This window comes from Ignavibacteriales bacterium (assembly GCA_016709155.1).
Taxonomy (GTDB): Bacteria; Bacteroidota; Ignavibacteria; order Ignavibacteriales; family Ignavibacteriaceae; genus JADJEI01.
In genome coordinates this window covers 246719-263726 of the sequence record JADJEI010000013.1, presented here as the reverse complement: position 1 = coordinate 263726, position 17008 = coordinate 246719, and the positions used below count along the sequence as shown (strand labels likewise).

The following is a 17008-nucleotide window of genomic DNA, read 5'->3' as shown; positions in this document are numbered from 1 at the left end:
AGAGCAGGGTTTATGGATTATTTTGTTTATTTATTTAATAAGTGGTGCAATAACAAGTGCAACCACCGACATCAGTTTTAATAAAATATTTAATGATGGTCCGGAAGTATCTTTAAAAGGATCACCTACTGTATCGCCAACAACTGCGGCTTTGTGTGCGTCTGAACCTTTAAAATATTTCTGTCCATTAACTTCAATTCCTTCTTCAAACATTTTTTTTGCATTGTCCCAGGCACCTCCAGCATTAGCCTGAAAAATCGCCATTAGCACACCGGAAACTGTCACTCCAGCAATTAATCCTCCAAGCATTTCTTTACCGCCTAATAGTCCGGTTACAACAGGAACTACTATTGCAAGTAAACCAGGCAGTACCATTTCCTTGATAGCTGCCTTAGTTGATATTTCCACACATTTTTTATACTCAGCCTTACCATCAGCCAGTTCAAAAACATTAACATCTTCTTGAGACCATTCGGATTTCTCTTTCCCTGTATTCTTTCGCATTATATTTAAAGCATTTTTTAATTCGGGAATCATTGAGAATTGCCGTCTTACTTCCTCTATCATTGACATAGCAGCTTTTCCAACCGCCATCATTGCAAGAGCTGAAAACAAAAATGGAATCATTGCCCCAATCAGTAAGCCTGCCATAACCTGAGCTTTCGAAATATCAATTGCCTGTATATTTGCAGATGTCATATAAGCGCCAAAAAGCGCTAAGGCAGTCAATGCCGCTGAGCCAATCGCGAATCCTTTTCCAATGGCAGCTGTGGTATTACCAACTGCATCAAGCTTGTCTGTTCTTCCTCTAACTTCTTTTGGTAGTTCGGACATTTCAGCGATACCGCCGGCATTATCCGAAATTGGACCGTATGCATCAACGGCGAGTTGAATGCCTAATATAGATAGCATTCCAACTGCTGAGATTGCTATCCCATAAAGACCACCAAAATTAAATGCTATTATAATAGCAAAAGCAAGTATGATCACAGGTAAAGCGGTTGATAGCATTCCAATACTAAGTCCGGCAATGATGTTGGTTGCAGCACCGGTGACTGACTGTCTTGCTATACTTTTTACGGGACCCTTACCGCTGCCTGTGTAGTACTCGGTTATAATTCCAATTAAGGAACCCGATACTATTCCAACAACCGTCGCAATAAATATACCTGTGGAACTATAATAATTTCCTTTAATAGGATCAGCCCATTCAAATAGTGGATCCTGAAAATACCATGATTCGGGCAACGCCCACTTAATAATGAACCATGAAGAAAAGATCATTAATAAACCGGCAACTATATTGCCTAAATTTAAAGCTTTTTGAGGATCACCACCCTCCTTCACACGGACAAAAAAAGTTCCAATGATCGACATAACAATTCCAACTCCGGCAATTACTAACGGCAGGAGTACAGCGCCTAATCCATTGTGATAACCTTTGAATTCTTCAATAACAAAAAATGATGCGCCTAAAACCATTGTCCCAACTATGGAACCAACATAGGATTCAAATAAATCAGCGCCCATTCCGGCAACATCACCGACATTATCACCAACGTTATCGGCTATCGTTGCAGGATTTAATGGATGATCTTCAGGAATGCCTGCTTCAACTTTGCCGACCAAGTCCGCTCCAACATCCGCTGCTTTGGTGTAAATTCCACCACCGACCCTTGCGAATAAGGCAATAGAGGAAGCACCGAATGAAAAACCGGTGATGATTGTGATTACTCTTATTAAATTTTGTTGATTAAAATTTGCGCCGGAAGCAAACATATCAGAATACAAAACAAACAAACCGCCTAAACCTAAAACACCAAGTCCGACAACACCCATACCCATTACCGAACCACCTGCAAATGCTATTTCCAATGCCTTACCAAGACTGGTTCGTGCAGCATTAGTTGTACGAACATTTGCTTTAGTTGCGACTTTCATTCCAATAAAACCAGCCAGTGCCGAGCAAAATGCACCAACAACAAAAGAGACTCCGACTAATGGAGAAGACACATCAGAATCGGCGGTAAAGCCAAGGAGGAGGGCAACAATTATAACGAAGAAAATCAATACTCTATATTCAGCTTTCAAAAATGCCATTGCGCCCTCAGAGATGTGGCTTGCTATTTTTTGCATCTTTTCGTTGCCAGGATCTTTTTTTGAAATCCAGGACGATTTCCAAACTGTATAAATTAAGGCAAGTACACCAAACAATGGGACAATATGAAATGATAGATCCATAATTAATTCCTTTTAGAAAATTGAATTATTAATTAGGTAAAGTATTTGAATTACTATTTTTATCAAGTGCAGCTTTGATTCCAGCAGCTATAAATATTTCAACAATTGAAGCAGCGGAATTAAAAGTTTTATTCATTTTAATTTGTTCCTCTGCTAAAAAATCACCGAGTACATAATTTGACAAACTCTGGATTAAATCAACAGAGCCAATTCCAAATCTAATGCGAACAAACTGGTCGCTGTTCAAATGATAAATTAGAGATTTCAATCCATTGTGTCCGCCATCTCCACCAGAAACTCTAATTCTGAATTTAGAGAATTCAATATTGACATCATCAACTGCTACCAACAAAGCATTTAAATTCAGATTATATTTTTCAACCAATTGTATTGCTGCCAATCCACTGTTATTAACAAATGTGTTGGGTTTCACTAACAAAAATTCTTCATCTCCAATTTTGCCTGAAGCAAAATGGTAATCGAAATCGGAAGGTTGAAATGAAATTGAATTTCTAACAGCCAGGTAATCTAAAAACATAAAACCAACATTGTGTCTCGTTCGAGAATATCTGCTGCCGGGGTTTCCAATTCCAAGAATTACTCTCACAGAAATAAAAAATATTATTTCTCTTTTTCTTCTTCTTCAGAAGGTTTACCCTTGCCAATAACTTCTGGTTCTGTAATTTCTGCTGTTTCACCTGCAACCGGTTCTTTTTCAACTTTAGGATGTGTAACACTAATAATTACACTATCAGGGAGATTAGTAAACTTGATCGCGTCCATTTGCAGATCCTTTATATGTATAGAAGCACCAATCTTTAAATTTGTAACTTCAACTTCAATATGATCCGGGATGTCCTTGGGTAAACATTCTACCTGAACTTTGTGAAGAACTTGCTGAAGGATTCCACCATCTTTAACACCGACTGCACTTCCTAATATTTTAACCGGCACTTCAACTTCAATTGTTTCACCTTTAGTCAATCCGATTAAATCAAAATGAATTACTTTATCTGTAACAGGATCGAACTGAACATCTTTCAGGATGCATTCAGATTCTTCTTTACCTTCCAACTCTAATCCTATCAAATGAGTTTTAGCAGTATAAACTAAGGGGTTTATTGTATTTTCAGCAACTTCAATTGATATTGGTTCATGATGAGCTGAGTAAAAAACTCCAGGAACTCTCCCTGATTTTCTCGCTTGATTAATGAGTGATTTGTTCCCGGTCATTCTTTTACTTGCACTTAATATTATTTTTTTCATTTTTTCTCCAACAGATTATCCTTTATCAACATCAAAAAGCGAACTTATTGATTCATTTTTAAATGTGCGTCTGATAGCCTCTGCAAAAATGCCAGCTACTGACACGATGTTTATTTTAGTTTTAACAATTTCATCATTATGAATAGGAATAGTATCAGAAACAAAAAGACTTGTGATACCGCAATTTAATATACGCTCGGTTGCGGGTCCCGAAAGCAATGGATGGGTTACTGCACCAAACACATCCTTTGCTCCCTTTGCTTTGAGTGCTTCAATTGCACCAACAAAAGTTCCAGCAGTATCAATCAAATCATCAACTAACAAAACATTCTTCCCATCAACTTCACCAATAATATTTACCACTTCTGTAAGATTTTGGCTTGGCCTTCTTTTATCAATCACCACAAGTGGAGAATCTAAACGCTTTGCATAAGACCTCGCTATTTTTATTCCGCCAACATCTGGCGAGACTACTGCAAGGTTCTCTTTAATTTTATCAAACTCACCGATGAATACAGATGATCCGTATAAATGGTCAAACGGAATATCAAAAAATCCTTGAATCTGAGCCGCGTGCAAATCCATAGTCATCACTCGATCAGCGCCTGCAACAGTGATAAGGTTTGCAACTAACTTTGCCGTGATAGAAACTCTTGGCTGATCCTTTCTATCTTGACGCGAATATCCAAAATAGGGAATTACCGCTGTTATTTTTCTGGCAGAAGCTCTTTTAGCAGCATCAATCATTATTAAAAGTTCTAATAGATTTTCAGCCGGAGGATTAGTGGACTGAACAATAAAAACATCTGACCCGCGAATATTTTCGCGATACTTAGCCCAAATTTCTCCATCACTAAACCGCTTTAGTTCGATCAACCCCAGGGATTTATTCAACTGCCTTGCTATTTTTTCAGCAAGTGGATAGTTGGAACTGCCTGCAAATATCTTAAAATCGAAAAAGGACATTGTTCAATAGCTAAGTGGTAATTAAAATAGACGCCAAATATAAAGAATAGACCCTGTTATGTCAACAAAAGATTAAGTTTAATTTTACTGAATTAAACTTTTTACTCCTTTTTTTTCTTAAAAAGGAAGATAATGACTCCTAATAGCACTATACCCGAATGAGCATATATCCAAACTGGCGTTTCTTTGATTTTGTAAGGTCTAAAGGTTACCGAAATAGTTTTGCCGCTTCCGAGTTCGTCAAGCGAATATTGCCAGGTTAAAGACTGCTTATCTTGAGATTGTGCATTATGAGTTATTATTTCACCGGAGAAAGTATAAATATAACTAACTTGAAATTTTGAGCCGTCTATTCCAAATCCAGTTGCAATTGGAGATATAAATTGAGAGAATATTTTTTGACCGGAAGCCCCCTCCCTAAAATTAAAATGTGAATCCCGAAATACACGGGTTTGATTAAGAGAGTCAACGGACTGGAATGAAATTTTAATTACTGCATGCGTTGTACTATCAGTCGTATCGGCATACACGCTAATATTTTCAATTTGAATAAAGCTTGAAGTGAATTCGTGGTTAATAGAATCGGCATTAAAAATTCCAATCCTATTAATTACCCGCGAAAATTCCTGTTCGGAAGTTTTCATCCAGTAAGTTATTGTCATTTTCCCGGAACCATCCGGATAGATGCTTGTGTTCTGGATATAATTCAAGCAGCCAGAAATAAAAAATGACACTAACAGGAAAATAAAAGCAAGACTTAAAGATAATTTTTGATACAGAATATTTTTTTTCATAAATCAAATGAATCAATTTTGAATATTGGTGCATCAAATTTATAAAAAATTCGAGATAATTATTTATGTTTGAATAAATATTTAGGAAATTATTATGCCGACCTATGAGTATAAATGTCTGAATTGTGGGAATTTATTTGAAGTTTTTCAATCTATCAAAGCTGCGCCTGTGGAAAAATGTCCTCAGTGTGCCGGAAAGGTAAAAAAATTAATTAGTTCCGGTGGTATCCCTATTTTTAAAGGCAGCGGGTTCTATCAAACTGATTATAAAAATAAAACTGCGTCCAGCAGTTCAGTCAAATCAAAATCTTCTACAAATACAAAAACCAGCGTACCAAAACCAAAAGAAAATTTAGGTTAAGTTAAACACTGTGATTTTTTCTATCTGATATTTCTTTAATTCGACTATAGTTGATGGATTAAAAATCTGCCCCGATTGAGATGTAAAACTTAGGGCTGGAAAATTTATCCACATTGTATGCCCACGCAACATCAAATCGAACAAGGAAGTAGAGCAAATATAATCTTGCACCCACCCCTGTTCCCATTAGTAAATCTCTTGAAACAATATTGTTATTAATATCTTTCTCAAAAAATTTAAGATCTTGATTCCGATTCCAAGCAGTGCCAATATCAGCAAATACAACTCCAACAACATTAGAGAAAAGAAATGGTAATGCACCTGTTAGTAAGTATCTAATTAATGGAAATCTTAATTCAAGATTCAGCAAGGAATATTTAGTACCGATTTGCTCTGCATAATCAAAACCGCGCAAAGGTAAGGCAGGTGTAAGAAATGCGAAATCTGAAGCTGACTCAAGAGGGATAGTTGTAGAAGCAAAATTTCTGTTAATCCAATTCTCGATTCCACCAATAAAAAATCTTTGAGGATTTGCACCACCCGAGTAACCGCCTGATAATCTGAACGCAAACGAATAATCATTCCAGAACCTCCAGTATGTTCGATAATCTCCAAGGATGGAGTAAAAACTAAGATTTGTTTTGCCAATTCCCGGATTACCTAAAAGATCAAATCTATATCGAGTACCATCAACGGGTGAAGTGTAACCCCATAAAACATTGTCGTGAACGAAGCTTGCGCTCGGAATTACGTACGATACTTTATCAGTCGGCTCTGATGGATCGTCCAGATTTTCGCTAGATAGATTAAGCCAGCTAAGACCTGCGTCAATTCTATAAAAACGATTTATTGGATAACTTGCCGAACCTGAAATACCAAGATTTCTGAAGCGAAAAAGATTGTCACTGAATCCTCTTGTGAGGTAAACAAATCTTGCGGTATGAAACATTTCAATTCCAAGATTTATCCTCTTCGGCAAATAATAATATGCTAGCCCGTAGTCACTGTTCTTTAGATCAATTTGAAGACTTGTTAAACCAATTATCTTGTGATTGCCAAGCACATCACTAAAAGAAAGTACTGTTGTGCCGAGTAAACCATAGAGCGTACTGTACCCGGCATTGGCATAAATTAAGTCGGGTGAAAAAGTGATTTTATATTTATTCACATAATAATTTCCATTTTCGTCCAGGTTATTTACCGGTCTTATTTTCTCGCCCGATAATTCTTTAAGCGAATCAGAGACCAAAACAGAATCTTTTCCGAACACATAATTTCCAAAATCTATTTGAATATTATTTCCATAAACCTTGGTAGTATCGACATAATTGCCGGTAAAGAATTCCATTGTTCCTATTTTAGATGAATCGTTCTCATCAGTTGATGCTTCGATCTCTAATATTTTTTCATTATTCTTATTAAGCAGTTTTGTAATATAATTTGTTTTCGGAAGTTCATCGAGCTCCAAGTCTTCATCGAATGGATTTGTAAGAAGGAAAATATTAAACGATGATTCATACAAACTAGAAAACGTAAGCTTTTTCCCATCAGTAGAAGTTGAAAGCTGATAAATTCCACTGATTGAATTCGTTATTGGGATGGGGTCATTTTTCTGATCAAGGTTCAATTTATAGATATTGTTTATTCCATTTAAATCGGAGATGAATAATAATTCACTTCCATCAGCACTGCAAACAGGTGATGATTCTTTACTAATTGGTGTATCAGTAAGTCTAATGATTTTTTTTGTTAATAATTCAATTGAATAAATATCTGTCTGGCTATAATTGTGATTTTTAATTTTTACCGAGTCAGCGGTTAAATCTGCCCTTAGATAATTATCTCTGTCGGAGGAGAAAAATATTTTCTTAGCATCATTTGACCAGCAAAGGCTTAGATCACTAAAAATATCATTCGTAATATTTGTTAATTGCTTCGATTCAATATTATAAACATAAACGTCTGTTTGTGTTGCGGTTTGACCAATAAAAGCAATGTCGTTGCCATCAGGTGACCACGCCACAGTATGGATTCCTTCAAAAGTTAACGGAAGAATTTCTTTGTCTTCACTTTCAACATCAATAAGGTAGATCACATCCCAACCATTGCTTTTTGCAGAAAGTGCTATTTTAGATCCATCGGGGGACCAGCTAATACCCGGGGTCAAAATGTTTAACTCTTCAAAATCGGGGCTTCTGTTTCCTTCAACTAATTTTTTCACGACTTTTCCATCAATCGCATCCATAAGATAAACGTCGAAGTAATAATCTCGGTTAGAGATAAAAACAATTTTATCACCTTGCGGAGAAATTGCCGGACTTGTATTGTAAAATCCCCCCTCCTCTTCCGGATCGGTTAATCTCTTTGCAAATTCATCGGGGTCTTTCCTGATTGCAACATCAGGCCAGAAAGTTTTTTTAATATCCTTTTTCCAGCGCTCGTTTAATTCCTTAAGAGTTATCCCGATACTCTCTTTCAACCCATCCTCAAAATTACCTGTGCTTTTTATCTTATTAATCAGTTCGCTGATTTTTTGTTCACCGTACTTTTGCGAGATGTAATAAAATACAGATTGTCCGCCTCTATAAGCAAAGTATCCATTTAGATTTTGAATATCGGGTAGATATTCATTTGTGGCTGCATCACGGATAAACATATCCGTATCAACATCCCAACCAAGCGCCTGGTATTCAGCCATTCCTTCATTGAACCAAATTGGTAAATCGAGCGTTATATTATTCGAAATAATATTTTGAAGCGAACCACCATAAAACATATCGTTAATTACGGCGTGAACCAATTCATGGTGAATCAAGTGTTCGAATTGTTGATATGAACCATGAAATTGAATTACAACTCGATTCTTAAACAATTCAGTAAATCCTTCGATACCTTCAGGGAGGTAGGAATCAATTACGTTTGTCTCCTGAAAATCATTTGTCGAATTAAAAACGATAATAGTGATTCTATTGTTTACTGAATAGTCAAAACTTTTCTGAATTGACTCAATAGACTCTTCTGCAATCTTGGCAGTAAATTCAGTTAGTGTTTTACCTTCTTGCGAAAAATAAATATCAAAATGATTTGTCTGAATGTAATACCAGGTAAAATCTTTATACTGCACTTTGTTCTTCCCGAACTGCGGGAAAAGATTTATTGCACTTATGAGGAGTAAAAAAATTATTTTAATGATGTATCTGTTCATAATATTTACCAAAATTATTCTACAATGATAAAATCCAACTCATTTTTTTCAGAATCAACCCTAATTAATTTCACTATTATTTTATCGCCGAGACGAAATTGTTTTTTTGTTTTACGTCCAACTAAGGAATATTTCCTTTCATCATAAACATAAAAATCGCCCTCTAAATCCTTAACCCGCACCAAACCTTCTGCTAAGATTGATGTAATTTTAACAAAAATTCCAAAAAAAGTCACACCAGAAATAACTGCATGAAATTCCTCACCAAGATGGTCTTCAAGAAATTCGATTTGTTTTAATTTTACTGATAGTCTTTCAGCATCAACTGCATCTCTTTCAGTCTGTGAAATATAGTCACAAATTTCCTGCAATTCCTTAAAAGAATATTTTTTTACATCTGATTTTTTTGTGTATCCAAATAGCAGTCTGTGAACCAATAAATCCGCATATCGTCTTATTGGCGAAGTAAAGTGAGTATAGTATTTGAATCCCAATCCGTAGTGCCCGATATTTTGCGGTGAGTAAACTGCTTTTGCCATAGAACGTATAGCAAGTTCATTCACAACTGCTTCCTCCTCCTTACCACGGATACTTTCTATGAGTTCATTAAATTTTATTGACGACATTGATTGAGCATCAAAATGATAGCCAAGTGATTTTACGAATCGTGCAAATTCAATTATCTTCTCAGGATCGGGTTTATCATGAACACGGTAGATAAAGGAATTGGCTTTGGTAGATTTTGGCTGGGCAATATGCTGCGCTACAATTTTATTTGCTAAAAGCATAAATTCTTCAACAAGCATATTACTTTCTTTAGCTTCTTTCAAAATTATTTCAACAGGCTTGCCTGACTCATCTAATTTAAATTTTACTTCCGAAGAAAAAAATTCGATGCTGCCTTCGCGCATTCTTTTTTTCCGTAATGTGCGTGCAAGCGAATTGAGCGCAATCACTTGTTCCTTAAAATCTCCTTGTTCGGTTTCTATAATTTCCTGAACTTCGGCATAAGTAAATCTTCTTTTGCTGTGAATAATTGATTTCCCCATTTTATAATCCACTAACTTCCCACGTGAAGTAAGCTCCGCAATCACTGAGTAAGTTAACCGATCTTCACCCGGGACTAGTGAACAAACACCATTTGAAAGTTTTTCTGGAAGCATTGGAATCACTGCGCCAACAAGATATACACTATTACCGCGTTGAAGCGCTTCTTTATCTAGTTCTGAATCGGGTCTTACATAATGACTAACATCTGCGATGTGAATTCCAACTTTGAAGTTGCCGTTCTCTAATTTGTTCACTGATAAAGCATCATCAAAATCTTTTGCATCTTCAGGGTCAATAGTAAAGACGATTTCATCCCGAAAATCTAATCGTGATTTCAACTCTTTAGCCTCTGTGATCAATTCAATCTGCTCTGCTTCTTTCAACACTTTCGGTGAAAATTTATTTCGAAGGTTAAATTCCATCGCAATTGAAGTGACTTCTGAATCTATTGAGCCTGGCGTACCTAATACTTCAAAAATTTCTCCTTCGGGATTAAGCATTGATGATTCCCACTTGATATTTCCGACAACTACCTTTTCTCCAACCTTCGCATTATGCAAATATTCGGAATTGATGTAGATATCTCTGTGAATCATCGCTTCGTCAGGTTTCACAACATAAAATGAATTCGATTTTTTTAACACCCCCACCAACTGGCTTCGATGTCGTTTAAGAATATTTATTATTTGCCCTTCGGGATTTTTTCCTTTCTGTTTGGCAAATAACAAAACTTCAACCGTGTCACCATGAAATGCAGTAGAAATATTCCTTGATGCGATGAAAATATCAGGATTATTTTTAGAAGGTGTAATCACAAAACCATATCCCCCCTCGTTCAATTGGAAGATACCGGTCACTTTATTAGATTCGGAAATTAAATTGAGCCTGTATCTTTTTCCTGTCCGCGAAAGGTAGCCTTCTGAAGTCAGAGAATGAAGGACGGACTTCATTTCCTGATAATCGTGATCTGAAGTGTAATCTAATTTGTGTGCTATATCCTTTGTTTTAAAAGACGCAGAAGAGTTTTTCTTGAAGAATGAAACAATTTTCTTTTTCATTAAAATTCAAACCTATATTTTAATCCTAATTCATTAATCATTTCACTTGCGACTGTCGTTTGTGAGATGGCTTCTTTCCTTTCAATTCTAATAACAAAATTTTTGTAGAATGGATATTCAATTTTTACACTCGCCTGGCTCAAATCCTGAAATACATCAGTTGAACCGCCTATCTCGTATCTGAAATTTCCAGCTTTGCCCATAAGTGAAAACTTAGTAGTTGCACCCACCTGACGAAGCTGTAAACTTCTGACGTAATCGCCGAACTGTTTATTTAACAATCCCGAAAAAAGTGATCCTGCTAAGGAGGTGGCAGTTGAAGCTGCCGCGTTTCTATCCTGCTGACTAACGCCATCGGTGAAATTACCGGTTAAGATAAACATAACTGCATCTGAAGCATCTCTGTTTGCATCGGGAAGATCATTATCAATGTTATAATTTGTAGAATAGACTGCAATATTTTCTTTATCACTTATAAAATTTTTATTCAACTCACTTAATAAACCTTTGAGCTTGATTTTAACGGCAATCGGGATTTCGCTTCCGGAGGAACTTGAATCGGCGGGGTAATAAAAATCTCTGTACGATGCAGTAACATCGAGATAAGGATTAGCAATATCATTTTCAAATTTGATTGTGCCAGCGGCTTCAAATGACTTGAAGAACTGAAGCTGCGAGCCTTGCAGCAAATTAAGTTCACCTCTTGCAATAGTACTCCCTCCCGTATGCTCATACTCAAAATTGCCTCCAAGAATTGCAGTCAAATCCTGATTTAATTTTTTTGAAAGTACAAAAATGACCTTAGCTTCATCTTCAACATTTATACTGATTTTATAATCAAAGTAGCTTGGTTTTGATGCCCGCCTTACTAAGGTTTTACTTCTGAAATTAGCCAAAGAAATTAGGCTGTCAAAGTCAGGGCTCTGATTTACTAGTTGATTAGAGTATTTCGTAAAAACATAATTAAATTTTGCCGAGGAATTTTCGTAAGCACTTTGAGTTAAAGTAAATTTTAAATCAGCTTTTTGAACATCAATCGGAGCACTAAGATACATACGGGTGCCTTCACGTTTTAATTCAATAGTCTCGTGAGTAGCAATAACAAGATCACCAAAAACCGAGGGGCTAACGTACTTCGATTCTTCTCCAAGTATCTTTAGCTTACCATTTAATTTAATATTGATATCTTCTATTCCATCAGCTCCCAGAATAATTAAACCGGTCCCTGATATTTCACCCCCATCCTCTGTCTGATCAATGTTTCGAATACTTAACTTTTCAAAACGAACATTATCTTCTTCCATCAAAATATTTAAAGAAGCATTATACTCTAAATTATTGGCTGATGGAATAAAATACCCATTATCGAGTTGTATAAAACCAGTTGGTTTCAATGAACCCAATGTACCCTCTACTTTTAGTTCTGCATTTAACTTACCACTGATCTTTTTTACCTGGGGAATGATAGTGCTAAAAATATCTATGTCGAAATTTTTTGCCTGTACCTGAAAATCTACAGAACTATTATCGCCCAACCTTTCTTCATTTGTATTTAATCCCAGATCAATCGGGAAATTACCAGAAATCTTTATTCCGGTAGTAGAAGTAGCACTATCGAGTTCTGAAAAATTTATTAGTGTACTAAGATTTTTGCTTTGATAATCAAGCGCTGCTGTAATGCTACCAAAATTTTTCTCTTTATAATTTAAACTGTCGAGGCTTAAACTGCTGCTAATAACAGGCTTATCAAGTGATCCGGTAATTTGTGCTTCAAGATTTATAACGGCATCAGGAATGTCATTTAATCCTGCAATATTGCGTCCCAGATCGGCGGCTCGAAAATTATTCAACTTAATTTTGATATCATTCTCTCCATCAATAGAAACAAATCCTGACAAATTTAATTCTCCTGAAATTGGTCTTTTCAAATTAAATGTATTGAAAAAAAATTTGCTCTCATTGTAAGAGATATTTATTACCCCGTCGTTCTGGACAATAAAATCCTGATAACTGCCTATTAGTGTGTCCAATTCTAAAATAAAATTACTGCCGATTAAATTAATATTTCCGTCAATATTTATTCTTGAATAATCTTCTAAGGTTCCATCAAATGATATTTCAGCTTTTCCTTCTTTCATGTTCAAGTTAGACTTTAAGTCATAAAAATCACTGCCCAGAAAAATTCTTCGAAGATATACTTCTGACTTAATATCGAGTGCTTCAATCTGTGAGGCATTGTTAGGTTTTGCAATGTCGAGATTTGCGTTCATATCAGAAAGGAAAAACACATCGTCATTGCCCCAATATTTGAGATAGTCCAAATGGGTGGTGGAAGAAATATTTAAGCGATTATCTTTGTTTGAGATTGTTCCGTCTAAAGTTCCATCAAGTTCTAATTGACTATCACCCAGGAAAAGAGAGGCTAAGTAAAAATCTTTAAAATCCACAAAATAGCTCAGGTTAAATGGCTCCACTTTTTTAATATTATTAGGGAAATAAGGCGGATTAACTAATATTAAACTTTCATTGAATTGTAATTGTTCAGGAAATATCTGATCAACTTTATCAGAGAATGCTTTTGTTAAATAAGTACTTTCGTCCACAAGGTATGATATTGTTGGAAGCAGCTCATACTTGCCACTGATAGTTATGTCAGCAATATCAGATATTAGATTGATGATTCTTGTTCCATCTACTTCATTGCGAAGATCAACAATGGCGCGCGTGCTGTCAATAGTCTTGCCAGCATAAGTTGAGTTAGAAACGATGAGTGATAAAAATAAATTTGTCGAATCAAGATCAATTTTTTCGCCCGAGGCGTTAACATAAAAATTTAAATTTGATTTTTGTGTTGAATCCTGAAAGACGTTTGCAAGATTTAAATTTAAAATAGAACCGTTAATATCGTACATAGGGGAATTCTGATTCGTAAAATCAATCATACCGGTTAAATCAATATCGCCTGCATCAGAGATCAAATTAATATCATAATTAATTGTTTTGTTTTCCGCTGCTGCTTTTATATTGAACTGATTAATTAATTTTACTCCCCAGTAATGAATTTTCTGCACTCAAAATAAAATTTGTTTTCAAGGTAGAAATTGCTGTTCCGCTTCCAACTATAGAACCCTTCATATTAAGTTGAAGTGGAAATTCGGTGAATGTTCCGGCATCAAAATTTTTAGTTTCAAAATTTAGATCGTATTCCATTTCCTCTTTTTCAAGGTTTAATGCTGCAATTCCAAGTAGTTCGCCTTTGTCCGTTGTTAAATGAAAATTAGATTTGAAATCAAGGAGCTTTCCTGTATAGCTTAAACTATCAAAACGAAGCAAGCCATATTCATTATAAACCGGCAGCTTGAGTGAAGGAAGTAAATTGTTAATATCATTCTGATCAATATAAGTATCAAAAAATCCGCATTAATGTATAACTGATCAGGATCTAATAGATTATTCAGTTGTCCTTTTACGCCAAGATGGGTGTTATTAAATGCGACTTCAAGACTTGGAAAGACAAGGTTATTAAGTGTTCCATTAAGTCGTAAATCAAAAGCAGCATCTCCGTGTAAAATATCGGAGGATGGGGTAAATATTTTAAGATCGTTAAAGTTAAAGTTACTCACAATTAGCCGTGAGTTGATTTTGGCACTGTAAATATTTGTGCCGGAGGTGTCGAACAAATTAAAATTACTTAAAGCGCCATTCAGCGTCAATGAAGATTTTTCAGTTTCGAGAAGTAAATCTTTTATACCTATACCTTCATTATTAACGAGAAAATCTCCCGAAAGTTTTTTTAGACCAAATTGTTTAATGTTTGATGTGAAATTAAAATCCGCTAAGTCTAATGAATATGAGTTATTTGCTATATCTGCAAATGCCGAGAACGCAAGATTGATTTTATTAATTGAAAGATCATCCAAATTGAAATAATCATAATCCGAAAGTTGAGTGACTCCACTATTTCTAAAATTAAAATCTACATCTATAAGTTTAAAATCAGCGACCTGAATTTTGAAACGGAATGGCGATGAAGCTTCATCAGTATCCTCCGCCGCCGGGAAAAGTCTGGCAATATTCAATTCACCGTTTTCATCGCGAGTGAGATTTAATTGTGCATTTCGTAATTCAAATTTGCGCAGATAAATTATCTTAAATAAAATCTTAAGAGGACTGGTTTTTAATTCAATCGTTTCAGATTTGAATAGTGTATCACCATCCATTGTAATATTTGTATTGTGCAGAATAATTGAAGACAGAATGGTTCCATCTATTCTTTCAACATACACCTTTCCGTTTAATTCTTGATTGGCAATATCGATTAGTTTAGTTCTCAGCATTTCACGAAAGGTGGAGGTTTGAGAAAATCCTAATATGAGCAGGAAGATTACAAAAATCGTTAAAACTGTATAAATGAACACATTAACAATTTTATGAAACAAACTTCGTTTCGGTTTGATTTTTTTAGATTTCTCTTCCATGCCTTTGTTTGTGAGTTTGCTCATACATTTAATGAGTGTATCTCTTCAGAATTTTATCAATTATTTTGGAAGTAGAAACATCATTAACGAAAGTAATTGTTTTAACTTCACCCCCGTTTTTTTCAACTACTTCTCTGCCAATAATTTTTGCGACCTCCCAATCAGCACCTTTAACAAGTATATCCGGGATAATCTGATCTATAATTTCAGCAGGAGTATTTTCATCAAATAGGATAACGTAATCTACGGGTTTAAGGTTTGATAAAATAAAAGCTCTGTCAACTTCATTCATTATAGGACGCTTATCGCCTTTAATTCTTTTGATTGAAGAATCACTGTTTACTCCAACAATAAGGATGTCTCCTAATTTTTTAGATTTAGAAAGATAATCAATATGACCGGCGTGTAATATGTCAAAACATCCATTCGTGAAAACAACTTTTTTATTTTCGGACCTTAATTTATTTCTAATGTCAATTATCTGTTCTAACGTAACTATCATTATTTTTTTACCTCTCCATATACAGCACCAAATAATTTTTTATGTTCAATTGGGACAATACCCACCTCCTCACAAACCAAGCCTCCTGCAAAATTGGCAAGGTAGCATGCTTCATAAATATCAGCACCTGCGGCGAGTGCCATAGTTAGAGTTGAGATAACTGTATCTCCAGCTCCAGAAACATCAGCCACCACTCTTGCTTTTGTTGGTAATCTTCTCTCCGGTTTATTTTTTTCCAAAAATAGCTATACCCCCCTCTCCAAGAGTCAGGAGCACATAATCTGCACCAAGTTTTTTTTGAATTTCTTTTCCTGCGAATCCAATTTCTTTGTCGGAACTAATTTTCATTCCAAGTACATCTTCAGCTTCTTTTCGATTAGGTTTGAAAACTCTTACATTTTTATATTCGTAAAAATTATTAAACTTTGGATCAACCGTAATCATTATACTGTTCTTTTTCGCTAATGCGATTATCGCCTTAATCAATCCCGCAGTTAGCACCCCCTTATTATAATCTTCCAGAATTATTCCATCAGTCCAGCTAATTTTTGATGAAATGAACCTCAGAATTTTTGCCTCAATCTTATCATTGATATTGACTTTTGTTTCTTTATCAATTCTAACCACGTGCTGCCCTTGAGCTATCACTCTTGTTTTAGTGGTTGTTGGTCTGTTCGGGTCAGGGAAAATCCCATCATCAGAAATTCCTGACTGTTTGATTAAATTTTTAAATATTTTTCCATCGTTATCATTACCGATAACTCCAACCGGGAGAGCATTGCCGCCAAGCTTGGAGATATTTAATGCTACATTTGCCGCGCCGCCAAACCTGAAAAATTCATTTTCTATTTCGATCACAGGTACGGGAGCTTCGGGAGAAATTCTTTTAACATCGCCCCGGAAATAGCAGTCAAGCATCATATCGCCAACTACAATAATATTTTTACCAGAAAATTTTTTCTCTAAATATTTTATTCGCTTAAAAGCAACATCATTCATTTGTAATCCATAATAATTTAATTGAATAATTTAAAATAGTTATTATTTATCCACTTATGAAGAGGTTGGTCCTAAGAATCATTGAATA

The 17008-nt window shown here is 35.3% G+C and carries 12 protein-coding genes and 1 pseudogene; 1 reads left to right on the top strand and 12 read right to left on the bottom strand.

What is annotated here, in order from left to right:
• Positions 1 to 30: 30 nt before the first annotated feature.
• The 5 genes from IPH11_14295 to IPH11_14275 form a co-directional block, all read right to left on the bottom strand.
• Complete coding sequence (locus tag IPH11_14295) at positions 31 to 2241, bottom strand: sodium-translocating pyrophosphatase (GenBank protein MBK6914752.1); 2211 nt, start codon at positions 2239 to 2241, stop codon at positions 31 to 33.
• Between the two features lie 28 nt (positions 2242 to 2269).
• Entirely contained in the window at positions 2270 to 2848 is a 579-nt protein-coding gene (locus IPH11_14290; GenBank protein ID MBK6914751.1) for an aminoacyl-tRNA hydrolase, read from the bottom strand.
• 14 nt (positions 2849 to 2862) lie between these two features.
• Positions 2863 to 3507: a 50S ribosomal protein L25 gene (locus IPH11_14285; GenBank protein ID MBK6914750.1), complete on the bottom strand. Its 645-nt coding sequence runs from the start codon at positions 3505 to 3507 to the stop codon at positions 2863 to 2865.
• 15 nt (positions 3508 to 3522) lie between these two features.
• Positions 3523 to 4473 (bottom strand): ribose-phosphate pyrophosphokinase, encoded by a 951-nt coding sequence (locus tag IPH11_14280; GenBank protein MBK6914749.1) that lies wholly within the window; start codon positions 4471 to 4473, stop codon positions 3523 to 3525.
• A 101-nt stretch (positions 4474 to 4574) separates the two neighbouring features.
• Positions 4575 to 5267 carry a hypothetical protein gene (locus IPH11_14275; GenBank protein ID MBK6914748.1) on the bottom strand — a complete coding sequence of 231 codons (693 nt, stop codon included), beginning with the start codon at positions 5265 to 5267 and terminating at the stop codon, positions 4575 to 4577.
• 94 nt (positions 5268 to 5361) lie between these two features.
• Here IPH11_14275 and IPH11_14270 point away from each other — a divergent pair, with 94 nt between their 5' ends.
• Positions 5362 to 5628, top strand: coding sequence for a zinc ribbon domain-containing protein (locus tag IPH11_14270; GenBank protein MBK6914747.1), 267 nt, complete (start codon positions 5362 to 5364; stop codon positions 5626 to 5628).
• Between the two features lie 58 nt (positions 5629 to 5686).
• On the opposite strand, the gene IPH11_14265 is transcribed toward IPH11_14270, so the two are convergent.
• The 7 genes and pseudogenes from IPH11_14265 to rfaE1 all read right to left on the bottom strand — a co-directional run bounded on the left by IPH11_14265 (position 5687) and on the right by rfaE1 (position 16920).
• Positions 5687 to 8833 carry a PD40 domain-containing protein gene (locus IPH11_14265; protein ID MBK6914746.1) on the bottom strand — a complete coding sequence of 1049 codons (3147 nt, stop codon included), beginning with the start codon at positions 8831 to 8833 and terminating at the stop codon, positions 5687 to 5689.
• A 14-nt stretch (positions 8834 to 8847) separates the two neighbouring features.
• Positions 8848 to 10941 (bottom strand): ribonuclease R, encoded by a 2094-nt coding sequence (gene rnr / locus IPH11_14260; GenBank protein MBK6914745.1) that lies wholly within the window; start codon positions 10939 to 10941, stop codon positions 8848 to 8850.
• Positions 10941 to 14012 (bottom strand): hypothetical protein, encoded by a 3072-nt coding sequence (locus IPH11_14255; GenBank protein MBK6914744.1) that lies wholly within the window; start codon positions 14010 to 14012, stop codon positions 10941 to 10943. The genes rnr and IPH11_14255 overlap by 1 nt, the downstream gene beginning before the upstream one ends.
• Positions 13975 to 14274, bottom strand: a complete 300-nt coding sequence (locus IPH11_14250) for a hypothetical protein (protein MBK6914743.1) — start codon at positions 14272 to 14274, stop codon at positions 13975 to 13977. The genes IPH11_14255 and IPH11_14250 overlap by 38 nt, the downstream gene beginning before the upstream one ends.
• Positions 14253 to 15443: a hypothetical protein gene (locus IPH11_14245; protein MBK6914742.1), complete on the bottom strand. Its 1191-nt coding sequence runs from the start codon at positions 15441 to 15443 to the stop codon at positions 14253 to 14255. Before IPH11_14245 ends, IPH11_14250 begins: the two co-directional genes overlap by 22 nt.
• A 4-nt stretch (positions 15444 to 15447) precedes the next feature.
• The gene (gene rfaE2, locus IPH11_14240) at positions 15448 to 15921 is read right to left on the bottom strand and encodes a D-glycero-beta-D-manno-heptose 1-phosphate adenylyltransferase (GenBank protein ID MBK6914741.1); all 474 of its coding nucleotides are present in this window, start codon (positions 15919 to 15921) and stop codon (positions 15448 to 15450) included.
• A pseudogene (gene rfaE1, locus IPH11_14235) lies at positions 15921 to 16920 on the bottom strand (D-glycero-beta-D-manno-heptose-7-phosphate kinase). The gene rfaE2 and the pseudogene rfaE1 overlap by 1 nt, the downstream one beginning before the upstream one ends.
• Positions 16921 to 17008 lie beyond the last annotated feature (88 nt).